Annotated in this window: 23 protein-coding genes and 5 pseudogenes; 3 read left to right on the forward strand and 25 right to left on the reverse strand. The window is 37.6% G+C overall.

Annotated features, from left to right (window positions below; all coding sequences use genetic code 11):
* Positions 1–450 precede the first annotated feature (450 nt).
* Both P5Y91_RS01245 and P5Y91_RS01250 read right to left on the reverse strand, forming a co-directional pair.
* A complete protein-coding gene (locus P5Y91_RS01245; RefSeq protein WP_049506597.1) occupies positions 451–1,488 on the reverse strand; it encodes a M42 family metallopeptidase in 1,038 nt (345 codons plus the stop codon).
* Positions 1,489–2,029: 541 nt separating this feature from the next.
* Positions 2,030–2,284, reverse strand: a pseudogene (locus P5Y91_RS01250) (hypothetical protein); the annotation flags it as partial.
* Between the two features lie 334 nt (positions 2,285–2,618).
* Here P5Y91_RS01250 and gshAB point away from each other — a divergent pair.
* Entirely contained in the window at positions 2,619–4,883 is a 2,265-nt protein-coding gene (gene gshAB / locus P5Y91_RS01255; protein ID WP_070449109.1) for a bifunctional glutamate--cysteine ligase GshA/glutathione synthetase GshB, read from the forward strand.
* A gap of 180 nt (positions 4,884–5,063) precedes the next feature.
* Here the strand turns inward: gshAB and P5Y91_RS01260 are convergent.
* The 13 genes and pseudogenes from P5Y91_RS01260 to P5Y91_RS01325 form a co-directional block, all read right to left on the reverse strand.
* Positions 5,064–5,387: pseudogene (locus P5Y91_RS01260) on the reverse strand (transposase); the annotation flags it as partial.
* 1 nt (position 5,388) lies between these two features.
* The gene (locus P5Y91_RS01265; protein WP_277838835.1) at positions 5,389–5,604 is read right to left on the reverse strand and encodes a hypothetical protein; all 216 of its coding nucleotides are present in this window, start codon (positions 5,602–5,604) and stop codon (positions 5,389–5,391) included.
* A gap of 132 nt (positions 5,605–5,736) precedes the next feature.
* Positions 5,737–6,183: a riboflavin biosynthesis intermediates N-glycosidase gene (gene ybiA, locus P5Y91_RS01270; protein ID WP_277838784.1), complete on the reverse strand. Its 447-nt coding sequence runs from the start codon at positions 6,181–6,183 to the stop codon at positions 5,737–5,739.
* Positions 6,170–6,814, reverse strand: coding sequence for a hypothetical protein (locus P5Y91_RS01275; protein WP_277838785.1), 645 nt, complete (start codon positions 6,812–6,814; stop codon positions 6,170–6,172). Before P5Y91_RS01275 ends, ybiA begins: the two co-directional genes overlap by 14 nt.
* Positions 6,815–6,862: 48 nt before the next feature.
* The gene (locus P5Y91_RS01280; RefSeq protein ID WP_347272184.1) at positions 6,863–7,228 is read right to left on the reverse strand and encodes a hypothetical protein; all 366 of its coding nucleotides are present in this window, start codon (positions 7,226–7,228) and stop codon (positions 6,863–6,865) included.
* A 79-nt stretch (positions 7,229–7,307) separates the two neighbouring features.
* Entirely contained in the window at positions 7,308–7,730 is a 423-nt protein-coding gene (locus tag P5Y91_RS01285; RefSeq protein WP_277838787.1) for a hypothetical protein, read from the reverse strand.
* A 1-nt stretch (position 7,731) separates the two neighbouring features.
* Positions 7,732–8,388, reverse strand: coding sequence for a DUF443 domain-containing protein (locus P5Y91_RS01290; protein WP_277838788.1), 657 nt, complete (start codon positions 8,386–8,388; stop codon positions 7,732–7,734).
* A complete protein-coding gene (locus P5Y91_RS01295; RefSeq protein WP_277838789.1) occupies positions 8,382–8,708 on the reverse strand; it encodes a hypothetical protein in 327 nt (108 codons plus the stop codon). Before P5Y91_RS01295 ends, P5Y91_RS01290 begins: the two co-directional genes overlap by 7 nt.
* A gap of 393 nt (positions 8,709–9,101) precedes the next feature.
* The gene (locus P5Y91_RS01300; RefSeq protein WP_277838790.1) at positions 9,102–9,425 is read right to left on the reverse strand and encodes an ABC transporter; all 324 of its coding nucleotides are present in this window, start codon (positions 9,423–9,425) and stop codon (positions 9,102–9,104) included.
* A 168-nt stretch (positions 9,426–9,593) separates the two neighbouring features.
* Positions 9,594–10,811, reverse strand: coding sequence for a tyrosine-type recombinase/integrase (locus P5Y91_RS01305; RefSeq protein WP_001291561.1), 1,218 nt, complete (start codon positions 10,809–10,811; stop codon positions 9,594–9,596).
* Positions 10,812–10,892: 81 nt separating this feature from the next.
* Entirely contained in the window at positions 10,893–11,096 is a 204-nt protein-coding gene (locus P5Y91_RS01310; RefSeq protein ID WP_000814511.1) for an excisionase, read from the reverse strand.
* 460 nt (positions 11,097–11,556) lie between these two features.
* A complete protein-coding gene (locus P5Y91_RS01320) occupies positions 11,557–11,787 on the reverse strand; it encodes a helix-turn-helix domain-containing protein (protein WP_000857133.1) in 231 nt (76 codons plus the stop codon).
* Complete coding sequence (locus tag P5Y91_RS01325) at positions 11,784–12,206, reverse strand: sigma-70 family RNA polymerase sigma factor (protein WP_000804885.1); 423 nt, start codon at positions 12,204–12,206, stop codon at positions 11,784–11,786. Before P5Y91_RS01325 ends, P5Y91_RS01320 begins: the two co-directional genes overlap by 4 nt.
* A 504-nt stretch (positions 12,207–12,710) precedes the next feature.
* Between P5Y91_RS01325 and P5Y91_RS01330 the strand changes: the two are divergent.
* A pseudogene (locus P5Y91_RS01330) lies at positions 12,711–12,932 on the forward strand (helix-turn-helix domain-containing protein); the annotation flags it as partial.
* Between the two features lie 73 nt (positions 12,933–13,005).
* Here the strand turns inward: P5Y91_RS01330 and P5Y91_RS01335 are convergent.
* The 4 genes from P5Y91_RS01335 to P5Y91_RS01350 all read right to left on the reverse strand — a co-directional run bounded on the left by P5Y91_RS01335 (position 13,006) and on the right by P5Y91_RS01350 (position 17,782).
* Positions 13,006–15,924, reverse strand: a complete 2,919-nt coding sequence (locus P5Y91_RS01335; protein ID WP_001240982.1) for a Tn3 family transposase — start codon at positions 15,922–15,924, stop codon at positions 13,006–13,008.
* A gap of 3 nt (positions 15,925–15,927) precedes the next feature.
* Positions 15,928–16,482 carry a recombinase family protein gene (locus tag P5Y91_RS01340; protein WP_000576156.1) on the reverse strand — a complete coding sequence of 185 codons (555 nt, stop codon included), beginning with the start codon at positions 16,480–16,482 and terminating at the stop codon, positions 15,928–15,930.
* A 354-nt stretch (positions 16,483–16,836) separates the two neighbouring features.
* Positions 16,837–17,574, reverse strand: a complete 738-nt coding sequence (gene erm(B), locus P5Y91_RS01345) for a 23S rRNA (adenine(2058)-N(6))-methyltransferase Erm(B) (RefSeq protein WP_001038790.1) — start codon at positions 17,572–17,574, stop codon at positions 16,837–16,839.
* A gap of 124 nt (positions 17,575–17,698) precedes the next feature.
* A complete protein-coding gene (locus tag P5Y91_RS01350; protein ID WP_001865637.1) occupies positions 17,699–17,782 on the reverse strand; it encodes a 23S rRNA methyltransferase attenuation leader peptide in 84 nt (27 codons plus the stop codon).
* Between the two features lie 233 nt (positions 17,783–18,015).
* Here P5Y91_RS01350 and P5Y91_RS01355 point away from each other — a divergent pair.
* Positions 18,016–18,153, forward strand: a pseudogene (locus tag P5Y91_RS01355) (XRE family transcriptional regulator); the annotation flags it as partial.
* A 59-nt stretch (positions 18,154–18,212) separates the two neighbouring features.
* On the opposite strand, the gene P5Y91_RS01360 reads toward P5Y91_RS01355, so the two are convergent.
* The 6 genes and pseudogenes from P5Y91_RS01360 to P5Y91_RS01385 all read right to left on the reverse strand — a co-directional run bounded on the left by P5Y91_RS01360 (position 18,213) and on the right by P5Y91_RS01385 (position 24,902).
* The gene (locus P5Y91_RS01360; RefSeq protein WP_000336323.1) at positions 18,213–18,380 is read right to left on the reverse strand and encodes a cysteine-rich KTR domain-containing protein; all 168 of its coding nucleotides are present in this window, start codon (positions 18,378–18,380) and stop codon (positions 18,213–18,215) included.
* 118 nt (positions 18,381–18,498) lie between these two features.
* The gene (gene tet(M) / locus P5Y91_RS01365) at positions 18,499–20,418 is read right to left on the reverse strand and encodes a tetracycline resistance ribosomal protection protein Tet(M) (protein ID WP_000691745.1); all 1,920 of its coding nucleotides are present in this window, start codon (positions 20,416–20,418) and stop codon (positions 18,499–18,501) included.
* 15 nt (positions 20,419–20,433) lie between these two features.
* Positions 20,434–20,481: pseudogene (locus P5Y91_RS10380) on the reverse strand (hypothetical protein); the annotation flags it as partial.
* A 313-nt stretch (positions 20,482–20,794) separates the two neighbouring features.
* The gene (locus P5Y91_RS01375; RefSeq protein WP_001224320.1) at positions 20,795–21,730 is read right to left on the reverse strand and encodes a conjugal transfer protein; all 936 of its coding nucleotides are present in this window, start codon (positions 21,728–21,730) and stop codon (positions 20,795–20,797) included.
* Complete coding sequence (locus tag P5Y91_RS01380) at positions 21,727–22,728, reverse strand: bifunctional lytic transglycosylase/C40 family peptidase (RefSeq protein WP_000769868.1); 1,002 nt, start codon at positions 22,726–22,728, stop codon at positions 21,727–21,729. The genes P5Y91_RS01375 and P5Y91_RS01380 overlap by 4 nt, the downstream gene beginning before the upstream one ends.
* On the reverse strand, positions 22,725–24,902 hold the full coding sequence (locus P5Y91_RS01385; RefSeq protein ID WP_000804748.1) for a CD3337/EF1877 family mobilome membrane protein: 2,178 nt from the start codon (positions 24,900–24,902) through the stop codon (positions 22,725–22,727). The genes P5Y91_RS01380 and P5Y91_RS01385 overlap by 4 nt, the downstream gene beginning before the upstream one ends.

Below are 24,902 nucleotides of genomic sequence, written 5' to 3' on the forward strand. Positions count from 1 at the left end.
TTATTTGAGACTTTCCTTAGGTGAGTACGGACGTTAGGTGAAATTATCCAGTGGATGATTTCAGCAATCCAGGAAGTTCCATGACTTATCCAAGATACAAAGGGTGTCTGCGGATAAAGTCAAAATAGGAAGTTTGACGAAGAATCTTTCGATTCTAGGAGAACTTATCTTTTTGACACAATCCGCAACCCGTGTTCAATTAGTTTTGAACCCCTTCGCTTTTTTATTTCAATGCTCAGGCTAAAACAGTTCCCCGAACTGTTTTACTCTCAAAACTCCCGAGTGCTTGAAATGATTCTATTTCAAGCACTTTTCTCACAGCAGAAAGTCTCAGTTTTGATTTGAAAAACTATAAGGACTAGATATTTTATAAAAAAATTTCTTATGTTATTTTCTAAGAAAAAACATTGTTTTCTTTCTAAAAATAGTTCACAAAAGTAGATCCAATTTTTAATCTACCAAGTCGCTCTTGAGGTAGGCATCGACCATGCGCTCTGTTGCGACTACAGAATCCAAGTGGGTCCGCTCATATGAGTGGCTAGATTCGATTCCTGCCCCGAGAAGAGCGTGTTTGACTTCTGCTCCAGCACTCATGGCTGCAGAGGCATCTGATCCATAGAAAGGATAGATATCCAACTTATAAGGGATTTCTTGGGCTTTTGCAAGAGCTACCAAATGCTGACGGAATTCGTAGTGATACGGTCCAGAAGCGTCTTTGACACAGATGGATACCGTGTATTCATCTGTCGCTTGGTCATCTCCCATAGCTCCCATGTCCACTGCCAAGTATTCGACCACTTCAGCTGGAATACTAGAATTAGCCCCATGCCCCACTTCTTCAAAGACTGAAAAGGCAAAGGTGGTCGTTACTGGCAGTTGGATCTGCTCTTCCTTGTACACGCGCAGAAGATTCAAGAGAATCGCTGCACTCACCTTGTCATCTAAGTGACGAGATTTGATAAAGCCGGTGTCTGTTACAATTGTCCGTGGATCAAAGCTGACAAAGTCCCCCACTTCAATACCAAGGGCACGGGTTTCTTTTTCGTTGGTCACTTTTTCATCCAAACGGACTTCCATATTATCCTGGGTCCGCTCGACAGTTCCCGCATCCTTGTAGACGTGGCAAGAAGTCTGATGGACCAAAATTGTCCCCGAATGGGTCTTTCCTGTATTGGCTACATGGACTGTACAATTTTCCCCTTCAATCATATTCCAAGGGAAACCACCGATACGGTCTAGCTTGAGCCGACCATCTGCTTTCACAGCGCGGACAATAGCCCCCAAGGTGTCCACATGGGCTGTGACGTAGCGTTGCTTGTCTGTGATCACACCAGGAACGGTCACATTCACGCCTCCCTTAGCAGTCCGAGTTACCTCATACCCAAAGCCTTCAATGGTTTTGACCAAATAGTCTGCGATCTCACGTGTAAAACCGGTCGGTGAAGGAATGGCTGTCAATTCCTGCAAATAAGTCACTGTCTGATTCATAATGCCTCCAAATGTGTTTTTCTTTATTCTAGCATGAAATAGGTGGAATAGCTAGAGGAGAGATTACAGGTTAGCGTTTTTCAACTCTTCCCGTACTTGCATTAGGAGAAAGCCAGAGTTCTATTTATATTTTCAACACATTTTGGGAGAGATTCATCTAGTGCACCTAAAGAAACTTGTCCACAACTAACGGTGTCTAAACAAGTTCCACGCAGGCTATTTCAATGGTGAAACATAATTATCAGGATAAAATATGATGTAATTTTTGACAATATCTGTTAGACTATCTTCAGTTATGTTTCTCCACTTATGGAGATAGAAGGTTTCAGACTTGAGAACAGAGTGAAACCATTCGATACAGCCATTATCTGCTATTTCGCCTCTTTTCTGAGAATTCTTACACTCCTGTTTCCAGCGATAAAGGTGGAGCGTTTGACGCCGAAACATTCTAAAATAATAGATACAGCGCACGTTTTCTTATACTCTTCTACTAGCTTGATAAGACTTACTTTGTCGATTCTCTTATCAAGCTCTGATACTTTTTTAGTAATTCTACCTGCAAACGTAACTGTTCCACTTCAGATAACTGTTTCATCCCATTACCATAAGTATATTGTTTCCCCACGGGTTGGTGGAAACGGTACAATTCATCATTCTGATACCATCGCAACCAGTTCTTGGCCTGACTAGCATTTTTGATACTGAGGGTATCCATGATAACTTTATTTGATTTGCCTGCCTTCTTCATTTCGATACAGGCTAACTTAGTTTCTACCGAATATGCTTTTTTGACCATAACAAAACACTCCTGTTTCTAGTTTACCAGATTTCAACAGGAGTGTTTTCTTGTGTCTCATTTTATGGGTGCAGTGCCGACCCTAGGGATTCTTTCGTTCTCATATATACGTCATTAGTATAGGCTAATTTGATTTAAATTCCAAGAGAAATAACATTTTACATAAAAATCAGTGGGTATTTTACAATTTTTCCATATAATATAGCTAAAAAACAACTGGTTTTAAGAATTCTTATCTGAAACATTCGGAAATTTCCCTTAACCGTAGCGGAAAGTTGTTTTCTTCTCCTATTTATAATAGACTATCACTAACATTAGATGAAAAGGTGACTCTATGACTATAAATCAACTGCTTCAAAAGCTGGAGCCTACTAGCCCTATCCTTCAAGCTAACTTTGGAATTGAACGCGAAAGTCTTCGTGTCGATAGACAGGGAAAATTAGCACATACGCCTCACCCTTCCTGCCTAGGAGCTCGAAGTTTCCACCCTTATATTCAAACAGATTTTTGTGAGTTTCAGATGGAACTCATCACACCAGTTGCTAAATCTACCACTGAGGCTCGTCGATTTCTTGGAGCCATTACCGATGTAGCTGGACGTTCCATCAGTAAAGATGAACTTCTCTGGCCCTTGTCCATGCCTCCTCGTATCAACGCCCAAGAAATCCAAGTTGCCCAACTGGAAAATGAATTTGAACGCCATTATCGTAACTACCTGGCCGAAAAATACGGAACTAAACTACAAGCTATCTCAGGTATCCACTATAATATGGAACTAGGGAAAGATTTGGTTGAAGCCCTATTCCAAGAAAGTGACCAGATTGATATAATTGCTTTCAAAAACGCCCTCTATCTTAAGCTGGCTCAAAACTACTTGCGCTACCGTTGGGTGATTACCTATCTTTTTGGGGCTGCACCTATTGCTGAGCAAGGATTCTTCGACCAAGAAGTTCCAGAACCTGTGCGTTCCTTCCGTAACAGTGACCACGGCTATGTCAATAAGGAAGAAATACAAGTATCTTTTGCAAGCCTAGAAGACTATGTCTCTGCCATCGAAAACTATATCGAACAAGGTGATTTGATTGCGGAAAAGGAATTTTACTCGGCTGTTCGTTTCCGTGGACAAAAGGTTAATCGCTCCTTCCTTGACAAGGGAATCACCTACCTAGAATTCCGTAACTTCGACCTCAACCCCTTTGAGCGTATCGGTATTAGCCAAACTACCATGGATACCGTACACCTACTCCTTCTAGCCTTCCTCTGGCTGGATGCCCCTGAAAATGTTGATCAGGCTCTGGCTCAAGGTCACGCGCTGAATGAAAAAATTGCCCTCTCTCATCCTTTAGAACCTCTACCTTCTGAAGCTGAAACTCAGAACATTACGACAGCTCTAGACCAACTGGTGCAACATTTTGGGCTTGGTGACTATCATCAAGGGCTGGTCAAACAAGTTAAAGATGCCTTTGCAGATTCCAGTCAGACACTAGCTGCTCAACTTCTTCCTCATATCAAAGACAAGTCCCTTTCTGACTTTGCCCTTGACAAGGCGCTTGCCTATCATGATTACGACTGGACTGCCCACTATGCCCTTAAGGGTTATGAGGAGATGGAACTTTCTACCCAGATGCTGCTCTTTGATGCCATTCAAAAAGGGCTTCATTTTGAAATCCTAGATGAGCAGGATCAATTCCTTAAACTCTGGCATAAAGATCATGTTGAGTACGTCAAAAATGGTAACATGACCTCAAAAGACAACTATGTAGTTCCTCTTGCCATGGCTAATAAAACCGTGACCAAAAAAATCCTGGCTGATGCTGGCTTCCCTGTCCCTGCCGGCGACGAATTTACCAGTCTAGAACAAGGTCTAGCCTACTATCCTCTTATCAAGGGCAAGCAAATTGTGGTTAAACCAAAATCAACCAACTTCGGTCTGGGCATTTCCATTTTCCAAGAGCCTGCCAGCCTTGATAACTATAAGAAAGCTCTCGAGATTGCCTTTGAAGAAGATACAGCTGTTCTTGTTGAAGAATTTATCCCAGGAACCGAATACCGTTTCTTCATTCTGGACGGGCGTTGTGAGTCTGTCCTCCTTCGTGTCGCTGCTAATGTTGTCGGTGATGGCAAACACACCATTCGTGAATTAGTCGCTCAGAAAAATGCCAATCCATTGCGAGGCCGTGACCACCGCTCACCTCTGGAAATCATTAAGCTAGGAGACATCGAACAATTGATGTTGACTCAGCAAGGTTATGCACCTGATGATATTCTCCCAGAAGGGAAAAAGGTCAATCTCCGCCGTAACTCCAACATTTCTACGGGTGGTGACTCTATTGATGTCACTGAGACAATAGATTCCTCTTACCAAGAATTGGCAGCAGCTATGGCAACTAGCATGGGGGCCTGGGCTTGCGGGGTTGACCTCATCATTCCAGATAAAACTCAGCCTGCTAGCAAGGAAAAACCTCATTTCACTTGTATCGAGCTCAACTTCAATCCCGCTATGTATATTCACACCTATTGTGCTGAAGGTCCTGGACAAGCTATCACTCCAAAAATTCTAGACAAGCTTTTTCCAGAAGTTGCCACAAGTCAAACCTAAAACCTAATTCTTAGGAACAAACAAATCACCTTTATCTCGATGATATGATACCTCTTAAGTAGACAAGGTAAATACCTAAAATCTACGGCTCTTTGTCAACTTTAGTGGGTTGAAGAAAAGCTAAGCTCGAGAAAGGACAAATTTCGTCCTTTCTTTTTTGATATTCAGAGCGATGAAAATTCACTTCTTGAAGTTTTCAAAGTTCCGAAAACCAAAGGCATTGCGTTTGATAAGTTTGATGAGATTATTAGTCGCTTCCAATTTTGCGTTGGAATAGGATAACTGAAGGTCATTGATGATTTTCCCTTTGTCCTTTAGAAATGTTTTAAAGACAGTCTGAAAAAGAGAATGAACCTTCTTTATATTGTCTTCAATGAGTCCAAAAAATTTCTCTGGTTCCTTATTCTGAAGGTGAAAAAGCAAGAGCTGATAGAGATTATAGTGGTATTTCAAGTCTTCTGAATAGCTCAAAAGCTTGTCTAGGATTTCTTTATTGCCTAAATTGTCAAATTAAGTTAGACTTTTCAAGTAACTCAGAAAAAACTTGGTAGGGTGATTGAAATAGTTCTAATGGGAATTCATAGACTACCCTCTGTTCAGCTATTCCCCCTTCATCTGTAACAAAAAAATATTTCTCATGATGTCGCCAAATATGTTGTCCATAACCTTTTATTTCCTCAAACTTACTAACTTCTTCCCAGCCTAGTTTACTATATTTCATGTATGTTCTCCGATCTTTTCACTAATATCTTACATTACACCTTCAGGAATATCTCCTGTTGATCATTGTAACTATCTAGTTGACTGTTATACCAAACCCAGACTGTTAAATGGAATAGCTAGAGGAGAGATCTTACAGGATAGAGTTTTTCAACTCTTCCCGTACTTGCATTAAGAGAAGGCCTAGCTTGTTCTTTCCAGAGCCATCTCCCCCATCAGCCCAGTAGTCGTCATTTCGTGTATGTTCGATGAGGATGGCATCTCCTGTCGCGAGCAATTCTTTCGCGATTTCTGGATTTTGGCTAAATTTCATTCGAAGGGCCTGGAGCATTACCTCATCTTTGACCTCTTCCCAATCTGGTCTCAAGGGATTTTGTCGATTGCGTCCCTCTAAAGCAGCATCCATTGGAGAAACTATCTGACGAATTTTCTCTTGAATATGGGGCACTAAAAACTTTTGTGCTTGAAAATAATGCTCTGATGTTGGCCAGATTCTGCTACCATCTGAAAAAGGGTAGGGAGCAAAATTGGACATAAAACCATAATCATCATTTACTTTATAAAATTTAATTTCTTTCACCTTTACCCTCGATTCCAAAATCTCTTAGGGATTTTTGCTTGTCTTTTAATAATTGTGTCACATAATCAGGCTCTACTTTTAAGAATAGCTTCAAGGTATCATGAATTCGCCAATAATTACCCTCAGGTTTGTCCATAATGGTTGAAAGGAAGTGTTTCAAGTAGGGGATGTATTCCGTATAATGTTCCTCACTAACCAAGCGATATATTGTTGAAATATCATAATATCCAATCTCAGCCTGTTCGATGATTTTACAAACATAAGGATAAATTTCTCCTCTAGCCATCTTCTCTTCGCCCAAATCATATCGGCTCGCCCAATAATTTACGATATCATATAGAAAAATCCGATTGGTATCATCATAACCATACAGACGATGCGAAATCATCCCTTCTAATTGCCCTTGACTGAACATCTGAGTCAAGACATCAAAGCCTTCTCTGATTCCCCAAATTGTCAACAATCTAGAGGATTTATAACGCAAAAATTCATCATCACTAGACAATAACGAAGTCAACTTTTGAATCGTTTCTTCAGGAACATCCTCTAGATCAACATCTTCCAATATATCTGCATAATCAACCCCTTCAGGGACTTTATAAAATAAATCTTCAAATTCTTTATTGTTCATCACTTCTCCATTATTCTTGGAATTATTTTCAACGTCAATCCTCTAAAGTCACTGGAAAACATCTTCCCCTCTTTTCATTCTTTCTTCCATTTCTTTCCACTCTAGAACCAATTTATACAGTACATTCGTAGGAATAAAGCAAGGTTCACCTAAAAGTTCTTCCTCAAATTGGAAGTAAACTTCTGTGATTTCTTTTCCAACTTCAATCCCCAATAAATTTCCATCAAAAGCGTACTCTTCCATACTTCCAGAAATGACATTCTCCAAAGCTTCGCGAACATCCAGATAAAAATTATGAACTTCCGAATTTAAAAAATTCGACAGGGATTGAAATTTTGGATCAGTAAACTTCAAGAGCAGCATCTGAACTGTTTGCTCATTTTCAAAAGCGACTATAGAATACGTTCTTTTCATCATTGGAATTCTGTCAATATTTTGCGATTCATTTAGTCCACTTAAAGTGAAAACAGGAACTTGCCTAAATCCTTACAAGCTATTTCAATGGCGATACATAATCATCTGGAAGCTTGCCTCTCCAGTCAATCCATTTCTGTTCAGCAAGCGGAATTAATCTTTCAAGCTCTTCCTGAGTAAATAATTCCCAACTCTTAGGATTAGCTATTAAAGGAGTTAAGCCTTTTAATATAAATTGTTTCTCACTAGCTTTCTTTTCTTCTTCCGTCGGTGGCCAACGATCGTGCTTAATCTTCCAAGATATTTCGAGTAGCGATCTTTCTCCACTATCTAATAGGGAGAATAATTCTTGGGGTAATTCATAGACTACTAACCAAGAAGCCACAGTTCCCTCTTCTGAAACTAAATAATATTTATCCTCATTTTTCCAGATAGATTTCCCATATCCTTCAACTTCTTCAAATTGGATAACATCTTCCCATTCTAGTTTTGTTGGTTTCATTTTATACCTCTTTCAGTTCTTTAAATTCTAAGTATTTCTTGTTATAATCATAAATCAATGGAATAGCGCCAGATTCAATCCAAATAAATACATAAGCCAACATACCATTCAACACTAGAATGGCAGCTTCTGTTCCATCATCTTCTCCCATATAAATGGCTAAAGCAATTGCATGTAAAAGAATAAACAGATAGGCATGGAATTGTCTTTTTTTCTTATTATTCTGAAAGACTATTTTAAACCTCTTCTTTTCCTGCGATAAACGACTTGAAATCTCCTTCCTCGATTTCATTAAAATACTTTGATAGACAATATAAGCTACCAAAATAGATATAAGAAATAAAGATACTTTTAAATACAGATTATGACTAATATCATAATATCTAAAAATTGATGTTGCTACTCTATACAAAAGAAGGCCAAAAAAACCACCTACCATACTCATTCCTGAAGGACCCATATTAATTCTTTTGTCAAAATTTTTATTCTGACTATCAAGTTCTATCAAATCCACTTCAAGAGTTTCAGGGGAAAGTCCCCAATAATAACTCTTTGGTGTCGTGGAGTTGGAATCGAGAACATACTTTTTCTCTCCCATCTCTAACACATCAAAATAAGCAACATCTAATCCTCTAAAATTAATTTTCACATTTACCACCCAAACACTTTCTGAATTGATTTAAAACCTGAATCAATAGCATAACCAACGTTTTTGATTCCTTTATTAAGACTATCTCCCATGTCATTAGCTATATCTTTGATTCCTAAAAAGTTATTGTCGTAAGCATAGTCAACTACCAGACCAACCCCAATACCCGCCGCAATAGACCAGCCTACAGGAGTTGTTCCAAGCGCTATGGATGAAGCAAAACACATGGTAGCCTCTGTACCAAATGCTGTAGCCACTCCAAATACCCCAGAATCTAAACTGGACACTCCTACTGCTGTCATTGCCGTCGTTGTTGCAGTATGTGTCAAGGCACGTCCTGCATTCTCTTTTTGCAAATAATTTTGAATTAATAGGCCTGTCCCAAGCTAACAGTTTTACACGCTCTTGAACTGTTAGACCTGACTCAGCATATTCATGCCATTGAAGATAGCTTTGACAGTCCATCGGTTCCATACCCATCAAGGTTTTCTGGAATTTCTCCTTCGCCAAATATTGGTCAAAGTTACTGAATTATCTCGCAAGTTTGCTTTCTTCTATATTTCGTAAAATATATTCACGATCGTAAGTTTACCTCTTCAAATTGGATAACATCTTCCCATTGTAGTCTTGTTGGTTTCATTTTATACTTATCTCCATCAGATACCTTTTCAATGATATCTGCATGTTCTTTACTCAACCAGAATCTTGTTCCAGCTTAGCCTTCAAAAGATTTCACGTTCCAATAAATAATTAGCAATAACCATTTTTAATTCGGTAATAGTCTCATTAATCTGTTTGCTTAATTCAACATCATTATTCCAATAGTAAATATCAGAAAGTCCCCCATGTGGTGGAAAAAGGGCTTGATAAATTGTCAATTTATCTCTTAAACTCATTCCCCTATTAGTATTTGCATATTCTTTCAAAATCTGTAACTGATTTACCTGTTGAGCAATAGTTTTAATATTATATTTGTCAATGATAGACAACAAATGATCAATCGCTTCTAAAAAAGTTTCTTTCTTACTAATGTTTATATAAAACAAAGTATAAATTTCTAATTATCTTTTTATATTTTCTTAAATGCTCGTAAAGCCTTATTCTATGTGCTTTCGAGTATTTTTACTGTAGGAAGATACTTCACGTTTCTTTGCATATTTCCTCATGTCTTAGCTGTCAGAAGTGGTAAATAAGTAGTAAATTCATTTGTACTACTAAGCAACAAGACGCTCCTGTTGCTTCTCTTTATTCAAGCGTTTCATTTCTGCCATTGCAGAATCGAATGTTGCATGTGCGTAATAGTTCAGCGTCATGGCTATATTAGCATGTCCCATAATGTACTGTAATGCCTTTGGATTCATTCCTGCATTTGCATAGTTGGTACAGAATGTATGTCGCAAACTATGTGGAGTGATGTGTGGCAATTTATCCTCGTTATACTTATTGTATTTCTTAACAAGACCTTTCATCATGCCGTTGTAATCACTTGCCACTTTTGGATAGTTCTTTCTATTAAGAAAGAGGAAATCACTATATCCATCAATCTCAACACGCTTATCATTCTTTCGATTCGCTAACACTCGCTTAAATGCTTGATAGGCTTCTTCAACCATAGGAACTTGACGTTCGCCACTTTTGGTCTTTGGTGTTTCAATGTAGTACCCAATTTCAGTATCTCTCAATAGCTGATGGTCTATATTGACAAGACGATTCTCAAAATCTAAATCTGGAAGTGTCAAACCACCAAACTCTGAAATACGAAGACCTGTTTTTAAGAGTATCAGAATTTCATCATAATTTTTGCTGTAGGTTTTATCAGCTTTTGCAAAGGCTAACAGTTTTTCTTCCTGTTCTTCTGTTAGTACGGTCTTAGGGACAGTATCATCATCAAGAACTGCTTTCAGTTGAAAGTCAAATGGATTCTTCCGAACACAATCATCTTGTATAGCAATATAGAATGAAGCCTTTAAAGAACGTTTGTAGTTATTGATGGTTTGATAAGCATAACCATTTTCACTCATTCTAATAGCCCATTCTTTAGCGTCTGATGGCTTAATACTGTCAATACTTCTTACACCTAACTTGTCTTTCTTCAAAATATCCATAAGATATTTGCGTCCAGTTTCAGTGTTTTTTCTAACCTTTGGTCTTTGAGCGTTCTGTTTTGCGTAAAGCTGGCAGAGTGTCATTTTCTTTCCTACAACATCAATACCATCATGAATGTCTTTCTGTAACTCTGCGATTTTCTCTCTAAGTGAGATACAATCACGCTTTCCTGCTGGTACTCGGTCTGTAGCCACAAGTTTCCACGAGTAAACAAATTGCGGTTCTCCAAATGAATCTATATATTTGTATAAGTATCTTCCGTCTTTTCGTTGGCTCTCTCCAGTCTTTAAGATTCGACCTTTATTGTCACGTCTTTTTTCTGACATGGCATTTGCTCCTTTCCTTTATGGAAAGAGCCTTGATACGACTTAATACTATTTTATCATATACAAGACCCTTTGGCGACGCTAGATTGCGTCCAATGTATCTATAATTTTTTCAAATTGTTTTCGTTTAATCTGAATACGATTGCCATTCATAATCAGCCAATTTGCATTTTTATTTTCCTCTGCCAAGCGTCGTAGCTTGTTTTCGCCAATACGAAAATATTTTGACGCTTCTTCAATGGTTAGGGTATAACGTTCCCAAATAGGAATGTCAGTCTGCTTCATAAAATCCTCCTTTCCAAATCACTTATTTGGATTTCATAAAAGTTGTTTTACCAGCAATCGAACAGCTTTAGCAAAGCTCACGGGAGTTCCACCCCTGCATGGTTCTCATGTAGCCATACTCATTGCCTGCGACGGTTTTATCACGCTCGGACTATTGACTGTATGGGAGTATCATTATCACGATAAGAATGTCGTTGCAGGCAATCCTGCTAAAGATTGCTTCTCGGATCACTAACATGAATCGCTCGCTATCTTTATAAGATAGGTCATGGCGGTTAGTTCCGTTGGCTCTTTTCTTATCGAAACGTATTCGATTACTTTTATTCAGTTTTCAAAGAACAATGGCTCGTTAGCCTATCAAAACACATTGAAAGCTCAATATGCTTTGGTGGAATAACAAACCTCCCTGTTCGGGAAGCGTGGAATGGTTTAGCACGCTTCCACGAAAGGAGAGAGGATATTACTTAATTTCAAATGACAAAATCTTTGTAATCAGTCTGGTTTCCATTCTTCCACGTAAGACTTCATCAACGACCATACTTTGATTGCCATATTCATCTTTCATAAGTCGTAGGGAACGCTTCGTTATGTACCCTCTGTAATGATGTAGAATCTGGTTAATCGCTTCGGTATCGCCATCTGTTGCCTTTACAATGAGAGGAAAGGGAATCATAGGATATTGTGTTTTCATTCTTCAAATTCCTCCATAAACTTTTTAATTAAGGCTAGTCCACTGGTTCTATGCCGATAGACAGTAGAACGGTTCAATTTCAACAGGTCTGCAATTTCTGAATCGCTCATGTCCATAAAGTAAAACAGCAGTAGAATTTCACGTTTCTTGTCTGGCAACTCACGTAATGCTTCACTCAACAAATCATTTTCAACGCCTACTGATAACCCATTGAGTGTAAAAATCTGAAAGTCAGTTGAATAGTTATCTGTTGTCGCAAACTGGCTAACAAGATAATCGCCAACATCCGAAAAGGACACCTCACGCTTTGCAATCCTTGAAAGATAAAGCATATAATTCTTTCGCTCGTCTTCCATAGCACGTTTACAGATATAGTCAAACTGATTTTCTATTGTGGTCTGAAAAGAAGATGGTTTCATGTTTCTCACCCCCTTTCTGTCTAGGAAAGGAAGTGAGCCTTGCTCGTTTATCTCCTTTCACTCTTAGTCCCAATGTGAAAGGGGGATTTGTTGCATTACTGATAAATAAACTTTGTAAAAAAGTTCTGAATAGCCAAAAAAGCATATAAACAGATTTATTTCTCTGTTTACATGCTTCTGTTATTCTATCTATATGATTTATAAAACCACATTGGTGGACGTACTTATCTATTGCAGATAGACGACTTTTTTTGACAAGAACCCAATGTAAGGAAATTTATTGTATATGATGTACTTCATGGCGACGTTGACCTCCAACAAACCGCCATTTGGAAGTAATATACAATATTTTAACAGCGTAAATAGCACTACCATATAACGGTTTTTTTTATTGGCGTTTAGTAGTGCTTTTTATTAAATATAAACCTATAAACCATATAACACGTTTTTCTATACCTGTTTTTAATTCAGTAGGAACAATAAAATGTATAGAGGTGGTCTACTATGCGTAAAAAAGAAGATAAATATGATTTTAGAGCCTTTGGTTTAGCCATTAAAGAAGCTCGATTGAAACGAGGTTTAACTCGTGAACAAGTGGGAGCATTGATTGAAATTGACCCACGGTACTTAACTAATATTGAAAATAAAGGGCAACACCCCAGCATACAAGTTCTTTATGACCTTGTATCGTTACTTCATGTTTCCGTTGATGAATTTTTCTTACCTGGGGTCCCGAGCGCTTAGTGGGAATTTGTATCGATAAGGGGTACAAATTCCCACTAAACCAATGTTTCAAGGCCTATTTATTTTTTATATTCAATTCTCTTAAGTGTTTAGGAATAGATAACAAGTCAAATTTATACTCTCCAAGAAAAGTGATATGCTCCCAATTAATAGGAGATACATGCTTCATATACTTAGTTACTTCGGGATCTATTTTGACGAGATAATTATAAGCTGCTTGTAAGTAGACGGCGTTCCATATACTTATTGCATTTATTAACACATTAAGCGCACTAGCACTTTGAAGTTGTCGGCGAATATCGCGCTCCATAAATTTTCCGCGTCGCCCAAAAAATAGTTCTCTAGCTAAAGCATTAATCGCTTCTGTCTTATTTAGTCCATGAGTGATCCTTCGCCGTAGCTCACTATCTGTAATATAATCTATCATAAAAATGCTCTTTTCAATGCGACCTAGTTCTCTCAGTGCAAGAGCTACTCTATTCTTACGTGCGTATGAGCCTAGCTTTCCTAATAGTAAAGAACTAGATACTTTTCCTGTTTGAATCGAATAGGCGATTCGTTTAATTTCATCATAGTTTTCTTCAATAATTTTTACATTGATTTTTCCGCTTATATCTTCTGATAAGTTAGGGTAGTAGGAAGGTGATTTGATAGAAAATAATTGTGATTTTTTTATATTTCTGATGCGAGGTTCAAAATCAAAGCCTAGTAATGCGGTCATTCCAAACACCTGATCAGAATACCCATTTGTATCAGTAAAATGTTCCTCAATATCTAGATCTGTTTCATGATAAAGTAGGCCATCAAGGGTATGAGTAGCTTCCCTTGTATTAGTTGAAGCAACCTCGATATGATGAGTCGTATGCCTATCATTTATTGATCGAATCATTGTAGCTCCTTTTTCCATACTTTTGTAATGTGGATTAACATCGGATTTTAGAGCTGAGACGCCCACTGGGACGCGCATTCCGTCTGAAGCAGTGGTTTTTCCTTCACCCCAAAAGTCTGCAACAGGAAGCTTTAACTGATAATTAACCAAAACAGATTGAGCACGAGTCAGAGCTTCTTTATAAAAGCGCCATTGTTTGGCATTGGCTAACTGAGAATAAGAAATTCCAGGAGTTGATTGGGCCATTTTTTCAAGACCAATATTCATCCCTAAACCCAGCAAAGCAGCAAAAATAATTTTTCTTTCTTGTTCACTCGGCGGTTTCCCTGTAGAATCATGACTAAATTCTTGTGAAAAGTTGGTCCAACTGTCCACCTCAATTAAAAGATCACTAAGCCTTATCTTAGGAATTATTGAATAAAGTTTTTTTCTATATATTTCTGCTTCGCTAGGTGTAACTTTTTCCAACTTTTTAAGGTTTGCTCTTGAAATTCTCTTATCAACTGTCGAATAAAATTGAAGCTGTAAATCTAAAATTATTTCCCGATCCTTTAAATAGTCCTCAAACGTGTCTGGAATAGTTTCTGAATCAATACAAGCAGATAAATCAACTAAGTAATCATCAATATTTCGATGGATCATACTTCCTTCAACTGAAATATCTCCTGATCGAATATTGTTCTTTAGCTCGGTGAAAGCTACTAACTCATAGTAAGACCGATCTATTTTCCCCTCTTCTGGCCGAACAAGGCTTTTCCATTTTTTACTCACAAAATCAGTAGAAGTATCTGCCGGTATTTTTCTTTTACCACTATTGTGTAAATCAGTTAGTTGAGTTAGGGCCATGAGGACTGGATTTGCTGCCGGAGTTGCTTTGAACGAAAGGGTCCTCAATAACATTGGCGTGTATCTTCGGAGGTAATTAGCTTTATTTCGAACCATTTCTAAATAGCCATGATTTTTATTACCTGTAATTTTTTTAGCTTCTTCTCCATCTTGTACTAAATCTTCCCAAGGCATGATTCGTTCAATTTCGTCAAAAGGATTACTATCATTATCTTTTGCAAAGTGAAGAGCATCAATTAAAGAAGCATAATGTTCCAATTTTTTAGTAGCCAATTTTCCTTTTTCTTTTAACTGTTCTTGTGAATCACGTGTCCCTTTGCGTTTAATACTTGCTAAAATGCGGTCATTAATCTCAATCAGTTGATCGATCAGATATTGATGATGATTGACTAAAAAAGCAATAAGTAAAGAGTATCTTTTTTCAAGCTCAAAACGGGAGAAGTCATATGCATCATAATTTTCCCCTAGTCTAGCTAGCTGAAGAAACCTGTTCCGATTAATATGGGAGACATTAATTGTCCCGAGTCCCATGGAAGCAATCACTTCCACTTTTTTACAAATACTCATAAAGCTTTCTGGATTTGCCTTACCTGGAATGTCTTTTAGCCAAGCGAGTTTAGTTATTTTCGTCTCTTCATAAATTTGAAACAAACTCTCTAGTTTTTCAATTTGTATATCTGTTAATGAACAGAGTAATATTGAAAATAAGTTGTTTTCTGCTTTATCTCGACAGCGGCTTATAATGTCTTCAAGTGTAGCTATAGATGGAAAAATAATTCTTTTTCGAGTTAAGAAATCAATTGTTTTTTTCATTAGATAGATAGAGTCATCATTTTCTAAAGCTAGTTCAATTAAATATTCTATTAACTGTTTTTGTGTATTAGCACTACCGAATCGATGATAGTTGAATACTTCTAAGATCTCGTTGAAGTGATTTGCACGTGTATTTCTATGATCATATGAATTTAAATCAATTGCATCAAGATGGAGCTGTCGACTCACATAAGAAGTTAGTCTGGTTGATTTAATCGGCCAATTACTTAAAGAACACCCAGGATACCGGGCCAAACAAAGTTGTATCGCAAATCCTAGTTTATTGACCTTTCCACGGTGTTGATTAATAACCTCCAGATCATAATCAGAAAAACTAAAATACGCTTTAAAATCCTCTTCTGATAAGTGGTCTACAGAAAGAAGTTGTTCACGCTGTGAAGTAGTTAAAATTCTTTTCATAGCCATATCTTAAGCATTCCTTTTATTGAGGTAACGGTAAAAGGTTGTTTTGCTTAATTTAGAGGCATCAAGAATTTGACGAATAGAATACTCTTTGCTGTCATACATTTTTAAAGCTAAATCAATTGATAGCTTACCTTTACTTGGACGGCCCCCTTTTTTTCCTCGGACTCTGGCTGCCTTAAGACCAGAGTTAGTTCGTTCAATAATAATATCCCGTTCCAGTTCTGCTAAACTAGCCATAACTCGGAAAAAGAATCTTCCCATAGACGTTGAAGTATCTACGTTATCTTGAATAGATATAAAATTGACACTAAGTTCTTCAAATAATTCAGAAAGTTCAATCAAATGTTTAGTTGATCGTGAAATTCGATCTAACTTGTAAATGACAACAGAATCTCCTTCACGTAGTAGGTTGATCATTTCTTCTAATTGCGGTCGGTCTTTTTTCGCACCAGTTACTTTTTCTTGAAATAATTTATCAATTCCATAATGAGTAAGTGCATCAATTTGTAAACTAAGATTTTGATCATCCGTACTCACTCGAGCATAGCCAAAAATCATAAAAAAACCTCCTTAATTTTATAATTTAAATGTACCATAACTCATTAAGTATAACTATATAGGAACTATGAAAAAGGAACGGATTTTGGTACTTGATTTACTTAAAAAACATTTAGAAAAAGCAGGAAAATGAAAAGGTACCATAAACGGTCGTTTATGGTACCATTCAAATTTATCCTTATTGTACAAAATAACAGCGAAATTTTTAAATCTATTCCTTATCGATACAAATTCCCCGTAGGCGCTAGGGACCTCTTTAGCTCCTTGGAAGCTGTCAGTAGTATACCTAATAATTTATCTACATTCCCTTTAGTAACGTGTAACTTTCCAAATTTACAAAAGCGACTCATAGAATTATTTCCTCCCGTTAAATAATAGATAACTATTAAAAATAGACAATACTTGCTCATAAGTAACGGTACTTAAATTGTTTACTTTGGCGTGTTTCATTGCTTGATGAAACTGATTTTTAGTAAACAGTTGACGATATTCTCGATTGACCCATTTTGAAACAAAGTACGTATATAGCTTCCAATATTTATCTGGAACATCTGTGGTATGGCGGGTAAGTTTTATTAAGACACTGTTTACTTTTGGTTTAGGATGAAAGCATTCCGCTGGCAGCTTAAGCAATTGCTGAATCGAGACTTGAGTGTGCAAGAGCAACCCTAGTGTTCGGTGAATATCCAAGGTACGCTTGTAGAATCCTTCTTCAACAATCAGATAGATGTCAGACGCATGGCTTTCAAAAACCACTTTTTTAATAATTTGTGTGCTTAAATGGTAAGGAATATTCCCAACAATTTTATACCTCTGTTTGTTAGGGAATTGAAACTGTAGAATATCTTGGTGAATTAAAGTGACACGAATGTTCAGTTTTAATTTTTCTGACGATAAGTTGAATAGATGACTGTCTAATTCAATAGACGTTACCTGTTTACTTATTTTAGCCAGTTTCGTCGTTAAATGCCCTTTACCTGTTCCAATTTCGTAAACGGTATCGGTTTCTTTTAAATTCAATTGTTTTATTATTTGGTTGAGTACTTTTTCACTCGTTAAAAAGTTTTGAGAATATTTTATATTTTTGTTCATGTAATCACTCCTGAAGTGATTACATCTATAAATAAATACAGAAGTTAAACGATTTGTTTGTAATTTTAGTTATCTGTTTAAAAAGTCATAAGATTAGTCACTGGTAGGAATTAATCTAACGTATTTATTTATCTGTGTAATCACTGTTTTTAGTCTGTTTCAAAACAGTAGATGTTTTATCTACATTACGCATTTGGAATACCAACATGACGAATCCCTCCTTCTTAATTACAAATTTTTAGCATCTAATTTAACTTCAATTCCTATTATACAAAATTTTAAGATAATGCACCACTTTTTTATAATTAAAACGGTTGAAAACTGTACCACTAATAACTCACAATAGAGAGATGTCACCGTCAAGTTAAATGTACAAAATAACAGCGAAATTTTTAAATCTATTTCTTATCGATACAAATTCCTCGTAGGCGCTCGGGACCCCTACCTGCTAATAACTTGGTAAAAAGCACCCGACGATTACAGATAGAGAAATACATGGATAGCTTTACAGACAAAGAACTATCCTTAATGGAATCTTTAGCCAGCGGTATCAACGAAGCAAGAAACATCGAAGACTAATTAAAAGAATCCATACATAACGGAAAGAGCCGATAAAATGAGATTGTATTAATCTCATTTTATCGGCTCTGCGTCTTTGCGTCTGGCTCTGTAATCACAGTTACTTTGAACTGCTTTATTTCAATTAAATTTTCTTGTCTGCATTTCGGACAATAGAGGGGGAATTTTTTTAATTCAGTATCTTCCCTTATCTTTAATCGTGTTTTATTTCCACATACAGGACACAATATCCACTTGTAGTTTATAATAACTATCTCCTCCTTTACACTTTAATTCAAATCTTTATTAAAAAATATTTCATCTTATTTAACAAGAAACCATATTTATATAACAACATAAAATACACTAAGTTATTTTATTGAACATATATCGTACTTTATCTATCCGACTATTTGGACGACGGGGCTGGCAAACAGGTTCACCGGTAGTAACATGGTACCCTTTTAACTCTGTTAAACAAACACTACGTCCATTTGTAAAGAAAGTTAAATCACTACGATATTCTTGAATACACCGAGCAGGGATTTCTCCACTAAGAATGACCTCATTATTTTTCAATTGAGTGTCTACGATGTTCGCACAATATTTAGGAGCATCGGTGTATGCTCGTGAAAGATATTCCTGTGGCGCATAAATTTTAAAACTAAGATATGGCTCTAACAATTCTGTTCCAGCTTTTTTTAAGACTTGTTCCAATACAATAGGAGCAAGCATCCGAAAATCTGCTGGGGTACTAACAGGGCTATAGTATAAGCCATACTTAAAACAGATTTTACAGTCCGTCACATTCCAACCATACAATCCTTGTTCACAGCCATAGCGTATCCCTTCCATAACTGCATTTTGAAATGATTGATTTAAGTATCCAAGAGAAACCGAGCTCTCATACTGCATTCCACTTCCCAACGGAAGCGGTGATACAGATAAACCAATGGAAGCCCAGAAAGGATTCGGTGGAACTTCGATGTGAATGGTATACTCTGCTTTTTTTAACGGTCTTTCCATATAAATGACTGTAGGCTCTTTTATTTCTATCTCCACATGATACTTTTCTTGCAGCAGAGCACAAGTCACTTCCATTTGTACTTTCCCTAAGAAAGAAAGTATGATTTCATGTGTCGCAGAATCCACATAATATCGCAGAAGCGGGTCACTGTCGGAGATTTCTAAAAGTGCATCAAGTAACATTTCCCTTTGTTGAGGTTTGCTCGGTTCAACAGTCGTTTGCAGCAGAGGGAGGGGATTTTCAATTCTCTCTCTCTGTGGCAATAGCTTTGTATCTCCAAGAACACTATTTAACTTCAAAAACTCATTCTGCAAAATAACAATTTCCCCGGAATAAGCCTTATCGATTTTACATAATTCACCATTTATTGAAGTATACATTTCTGTAATTTTTATTTTTTCCTTTTCCGATATTCTAACCGAATCTCGCAAATGCAGTACGCCACTATAAAGACGTATATATGCAAGACGCTGTCTTTTTTCCGAATACTCAATTTTGAAAACTTTTCCGCAAAGTTCAGACTGACCTCGATGTGTTGATGAATAAAATTTATTCGTAATCACTTCTATAAGGTTATCAATCCCTATATTGTTTTTTGCACTTCCGTGATAAACAGGGAACAGAGAACAATTCTGAAATCTTATGCTTTCCTCTTGTTCGAGTTCCAATGCTTCTAATGATTTACCGGACATATATTTCTCTAAAAGGTCATCGTTTCCCTCTATTACCGTATCCCATTGTTCAGATTCGGTAAAGTTCGTCACACACATATTAGGATACAGTTCTACCTTCTGTTTGATTACAATTTCGGCAGAAAGTTTCTCTTTAATATCCTGATAAACCGTTGATAAATCAATTCCATTTTGGTCAATCTTATTGATAAAAAAGATTGTGGGAATCCCCATTTTCCTAAGTGCATGAAATAATATACGAGTTTGTGCTTGTACGCCATCTTTTGCAGAAATCAGTAGAATTGCCCCATCTAAAACTGATAATGAACGATATACTTCTGCTAAGAAATCCATATGTCCTGGCGTGTCTATGATGTTCACCTTCGTATTTTCCCACTGAAAAGAGGTTATTCCTGTCTGAATTGTAATTCCTCTCTGACGTTCTAAAAGCGTATTATCCGTCCTCGTTGTACCTTTGTCCACGCTTCCTAATTCTGTAATCGCTCCACTGTTATATAATAAGCTTTCTGTTAAGGTAGTTTTTCCTGCATCAACATGAGCTAAAACTCCAATATTAATAATTTTCATGTGATTTTCCTCCATTCAAAAACCCAAAAGGGCATAAAAATCCCAGTGATAAATACTTTTATCACTGGGATTTTTATGCATAACCATAGGTATACAAAGCATACAGATATTCTCTGGATACTTTAGAATCACATGATAAAGGTATTCTTAAACTGGGTACAAAAAACTAAGCCCTCCTAAAAAAGGACATCCAATTATTTGTTCCCACTATCAAATTGACAGTTTATTTAAGAATACCTTGCCGCATATTTATTAACTCCTTTTAAATAGATACTTAAATAATAGCACGTAAGAGCATATTTGTCAAGGAATCTCCAATTTTTTATCAAAGAGAGTACGTGATTACAAAATAGCTGTAATAATGTACCAATATTTGTTATTCTATAATCTTCCAATTACTCCCGTTCTTTTCAAGTACCAAATCAAATTGAGATACCTGCGTTGCTTTGGTCTGCTGGTCGATATACTCCACTGTCAGCGATACCGTGACTTGATTATCCTTACGATTGTGAATAGGATTTACCAGTTCTTGAAAGATGTACTCTTTTCCGATTGGTTTTAATATCCCGTCATTCACATAGTAGGAAAGTTCACTGGCTGTCGCTGTAGGATAGAGCTTGAAGAACGTCGTTAAAAACTCATTGATTTCATTGGTTGTAATGGAATCAACCGTCCCCTCACTTTCAATGGCTTTTGGTTTATAACTTGATTTCTTAGGTATGTTGGTAATGGTCGGATTCTTAACCAGTACCATATTTCCAGAACCATCTACATAGACACTCACTATATAAGCAGAGTGGACGGTCTTTGTATTTTCTCCCTCTGTAATGAGCTGGTCTACACTGTAGGTTACATTAAACTCATTGTCGCCAGTTGGCTCTACCGTCCATATCTGAAATCCTCTTACAGAAGACGATACAGGAATATCTTTGCGTACTGTATCAACATTGAGAGCTTGAAGTTCATCTGTCAGATAGCCTTTTAGACTTTCCATTCGATTATCAATGGACTTATCGGATTGCTCCCATGAATAGTAGACTTTCGCAAAGTTCTCTACAAAATTTTCTACATGATGAGTATCAACGTATTCCTTTTCTATGATAGTTGTTTCGTGAATAGTATGAGTATCTATAGCTGTAAAGTGCTTGAATATCGCAAAGCTGAAACTAAGCCCTAAAAGTACCCACAAGGCAATCACAACCTTTTTATGAGGATTGACCTTATAGTAGACACGAGGTTTCTTTTCCTTTGGTATCTGTTTTTCTTTATTCTGATTTTTTCTAAATTTCATCATTAAATCTTCCTTTCTCATTGTTTGATTCGTCCTGCTCCCACTAAATGCTGTTGCCAGTAGGGGCTTGTTAAGTCGGCATAACCGATTGGGTCGCCTGCATGAAACATACGGTTATTGCCAAGGTATATCCCAACATGAGTAATATAAGAGCCAGCGTTATAGGTAGAATGAAAGAAAACCAAATCGCCAGCTTGTGCTTCCGATAGTGGGATATGCTGGGTCACATCATATTGCTGTTGTGCGGTTCGTGGTAAGTTAATTCCAGCTTTTCCATACGTCCATTGTGTCAGTCCGCTACAATCAAAAGAAGTAGTCGGGGAAGCTCCACCGTAAACGTATCGCCAGCCCTCATATTTCAGTGCTTCGTCCATGATGGCTTGTACCGTATCATCATCAAACTCTGTTGTGACAAGATACTGCGTTACCAGTTGCACATAAAACATATTGCCATAGTTGTATCGCCAGCCCCCATTGATAGGTATGGCTATGGGATTGGGGTAAGACACTTTTTCGCCACCTGAATACTCTTTTGAGAAACTTTGAGCCAGTTCAAAGGTATATTTATTTCCACGATTAGCCACATACCCTAAGAAACCACCACCATAATTGTAGGACTGGATAACCGATTCTAAATCTACACTGAGCCTTTCGCTACTGGCTAATAATTCACTGAAATACTTCACACCTTGCTTAATGGATTCTTCTGTACTCAATGAATTAGGTGGAAGACCGAGGGATTCCGAGGACTGCATAACATCTTCCGCAGTACCGCCCGATTCCACCTGTATAATCGCAAGAAGTATGTTGACATATTCTTCAACGCCATATTCTTTGGCATATTTTTCTACCATAGGCTTATGAGCCAGCACTTCTGCGGAAACATTCACACCTCCATAATGAATATTGGAAATTCCGCTGTCCTGTTCATCTGAAAATAAAATGGCAACAAACAGAAGCAGTGAGAAGACCATCAAGAATAATCCAGAACCACCAATCACTAAAGTTTTCAACTTCATGGTTTCTTACCGACTTTCTTAATGGTGGCGGTTTTGATTGGTGGTCTACTTCTTGTATTTTGTAGTGGTACTCTTTGAACAGTAGACGGACGTTCTTTTGTGATTGGACGTTGTGAAGTTCTATCTGCTGTAGTGGTTGAAGTTGCTGGCTTTTGAACGGTTTTTTCTTGAACGGTATTGCCTTGGCGTTCCACTTTTGGACTTGAAAAATCGGACTTAACTGCTGGACGCTCTTGTTTGGCTTGTTGAGATTCCTTATATGAAGTCTGAATATTAGACTGTTTTGAGGTCTGTTCATCATGATATTGTTCTTGTCTTGTAGTCGGTCTTTCATGAACAGAAGAAGCAGGCTGTTTTTTCTGTTTGACCTGTTCCATTTCAGAGCGACGCTTCGCAATGGTTTTTCGCCTTTGTTCCTGCTGTTCCTTGCGTCCACTGGCTCTGTCCGCTTTGGTTTGAGAAATACTACTGGTTAAATCACGGACATTCTCTTTTACTTTGGATTTTCCTTGATATACTGCATATCTTGCATTGGTCGGCAAATCTTTAACCTGTTCTTTCAAACCACTAGCAGTGTCTACCATTCTGTCTTTGGTATCAGCTACTGTACCGATGGTTTGACCGATACGTTTTCCAAGTGTTGATTTTTCCTTTCCGTCTGGTCGGGAGTGATCTGCTTGTGTCCTTGCAGAACTCCCCGAACCCGACTGTCCTTTTTTACCTGTAACAATGGCAGACCCAGCCCCTAGAGTAGTCATGGAACGTCCAAGTTTCCGCTGTAGACGGTGCATGTGAGCGTGCATAAGCATACGAGGTTTTCTCATCACACGACTTCCCACACTTTGAGAATCGTTACTCTGTAGAGAAAACATACTCATTAAATCGCCCAGCTTGAAGTAGATTCCTGCAAAGGTCACAATCTGTAGAAAAGCAATCAAAAAGAACGGATAACCAGCCGATAAGGTATAGAGCATGGTTGAAATACTAAATGCTGTCGTAATAATCAATGTGATTCCAGCTCGTGTCAAAATGGTATTAAAGAGCTTTGTTATGGCTCGTTTTGACATACCATCAAATGATGGAATCATGCTTAAAATAAAGCTCACAGGCAGAAACATAGCATAGATGATAAAAAGTACCTGCGAGAAAATCATGATTCCTGTTAATAGGAATACAAATATGGAAATCCCAATATTGAAGACAAATAGGAAGAAGACTGTACCTAAACGGTTAATGGTCTTTGTAATGGTTAGATTGGTATTGCTTCTGTCTTCAATTTCTTCCGCAACAATTTTTTCTCTGTCTTCGCCATTGTTGGAATCTGGGCTGGTGGAGAGCAGGCTTTCCACACGGTCAATACCGATACTTTCAATGTCTGAACTGTTGTATTGAAGCAGTAGCCACGGTTGCTGAACCTGTATGGAAAACAGGCTATCTCTGATTAAGTCCACGCTGTCCTTGCCTTGACTATCGGAATGGGGCATGACAATCTTCGTGCCAAGTGATAAACTGGCATTACTGATGTCTGATGAAAAGTCATTGATTTTTTTAATGTAGTCGGGAGCGTAGGCAATAAAGGAAGCCGATAGGATAAACACCAGCACAAAATTCATAATGGCATGAATTGCCTTTGTGGTTTCTCTCTTTATCAGTCCCGTATAGGCAACATAAACCCCAAGAACCAAAATCAAGAGTAAGAGGAATCCAACATAGAAACCCTCTGTTGAAAATCCGTTTGCACTCACACCAGCTAAGGTCTGCATATTCTTACCAATGGAATCTGCTGTAGCGGAAATGAAGTCTAAGGAATAGGCTTCCTGTACTAAGTAACCTGTCGCATTGGAAACATACAAACTGATTGTCCAAATAAAATTGGTAATGGCATATAGTCCATACATGACCTGTTTTCCAATCCCGTCCGACCAGTTCCACGGAAGCCAGCCCCAGCTATTATCCACATAAAAATCCAGTTGATAGTTTTCAAGTGGGTATCGGCTGTATTCATTTGCCACATTGACCGTATCATCTACCAAGCCCGCAGCTTGAACCACCGTTCCCAGCATGGCTAAAAGAAAAATGGCAATCACAAGTGTGAAAGCCACTGTCATTGCCACTTTACCTAGACGTTTCAGCGTCCAGTTTGATTTTATTCTGTTTACTATTGATGGTTTCAC

It is taken from the genome of Streptococcus taoyuanensis (assembly GCF_029589235.1).
GTDB lineage: Bacteria > Bacillota > Bacilli > Lactobacillales > Streptococcaceae > Streptococcus > Streptococcus taoyuanensis.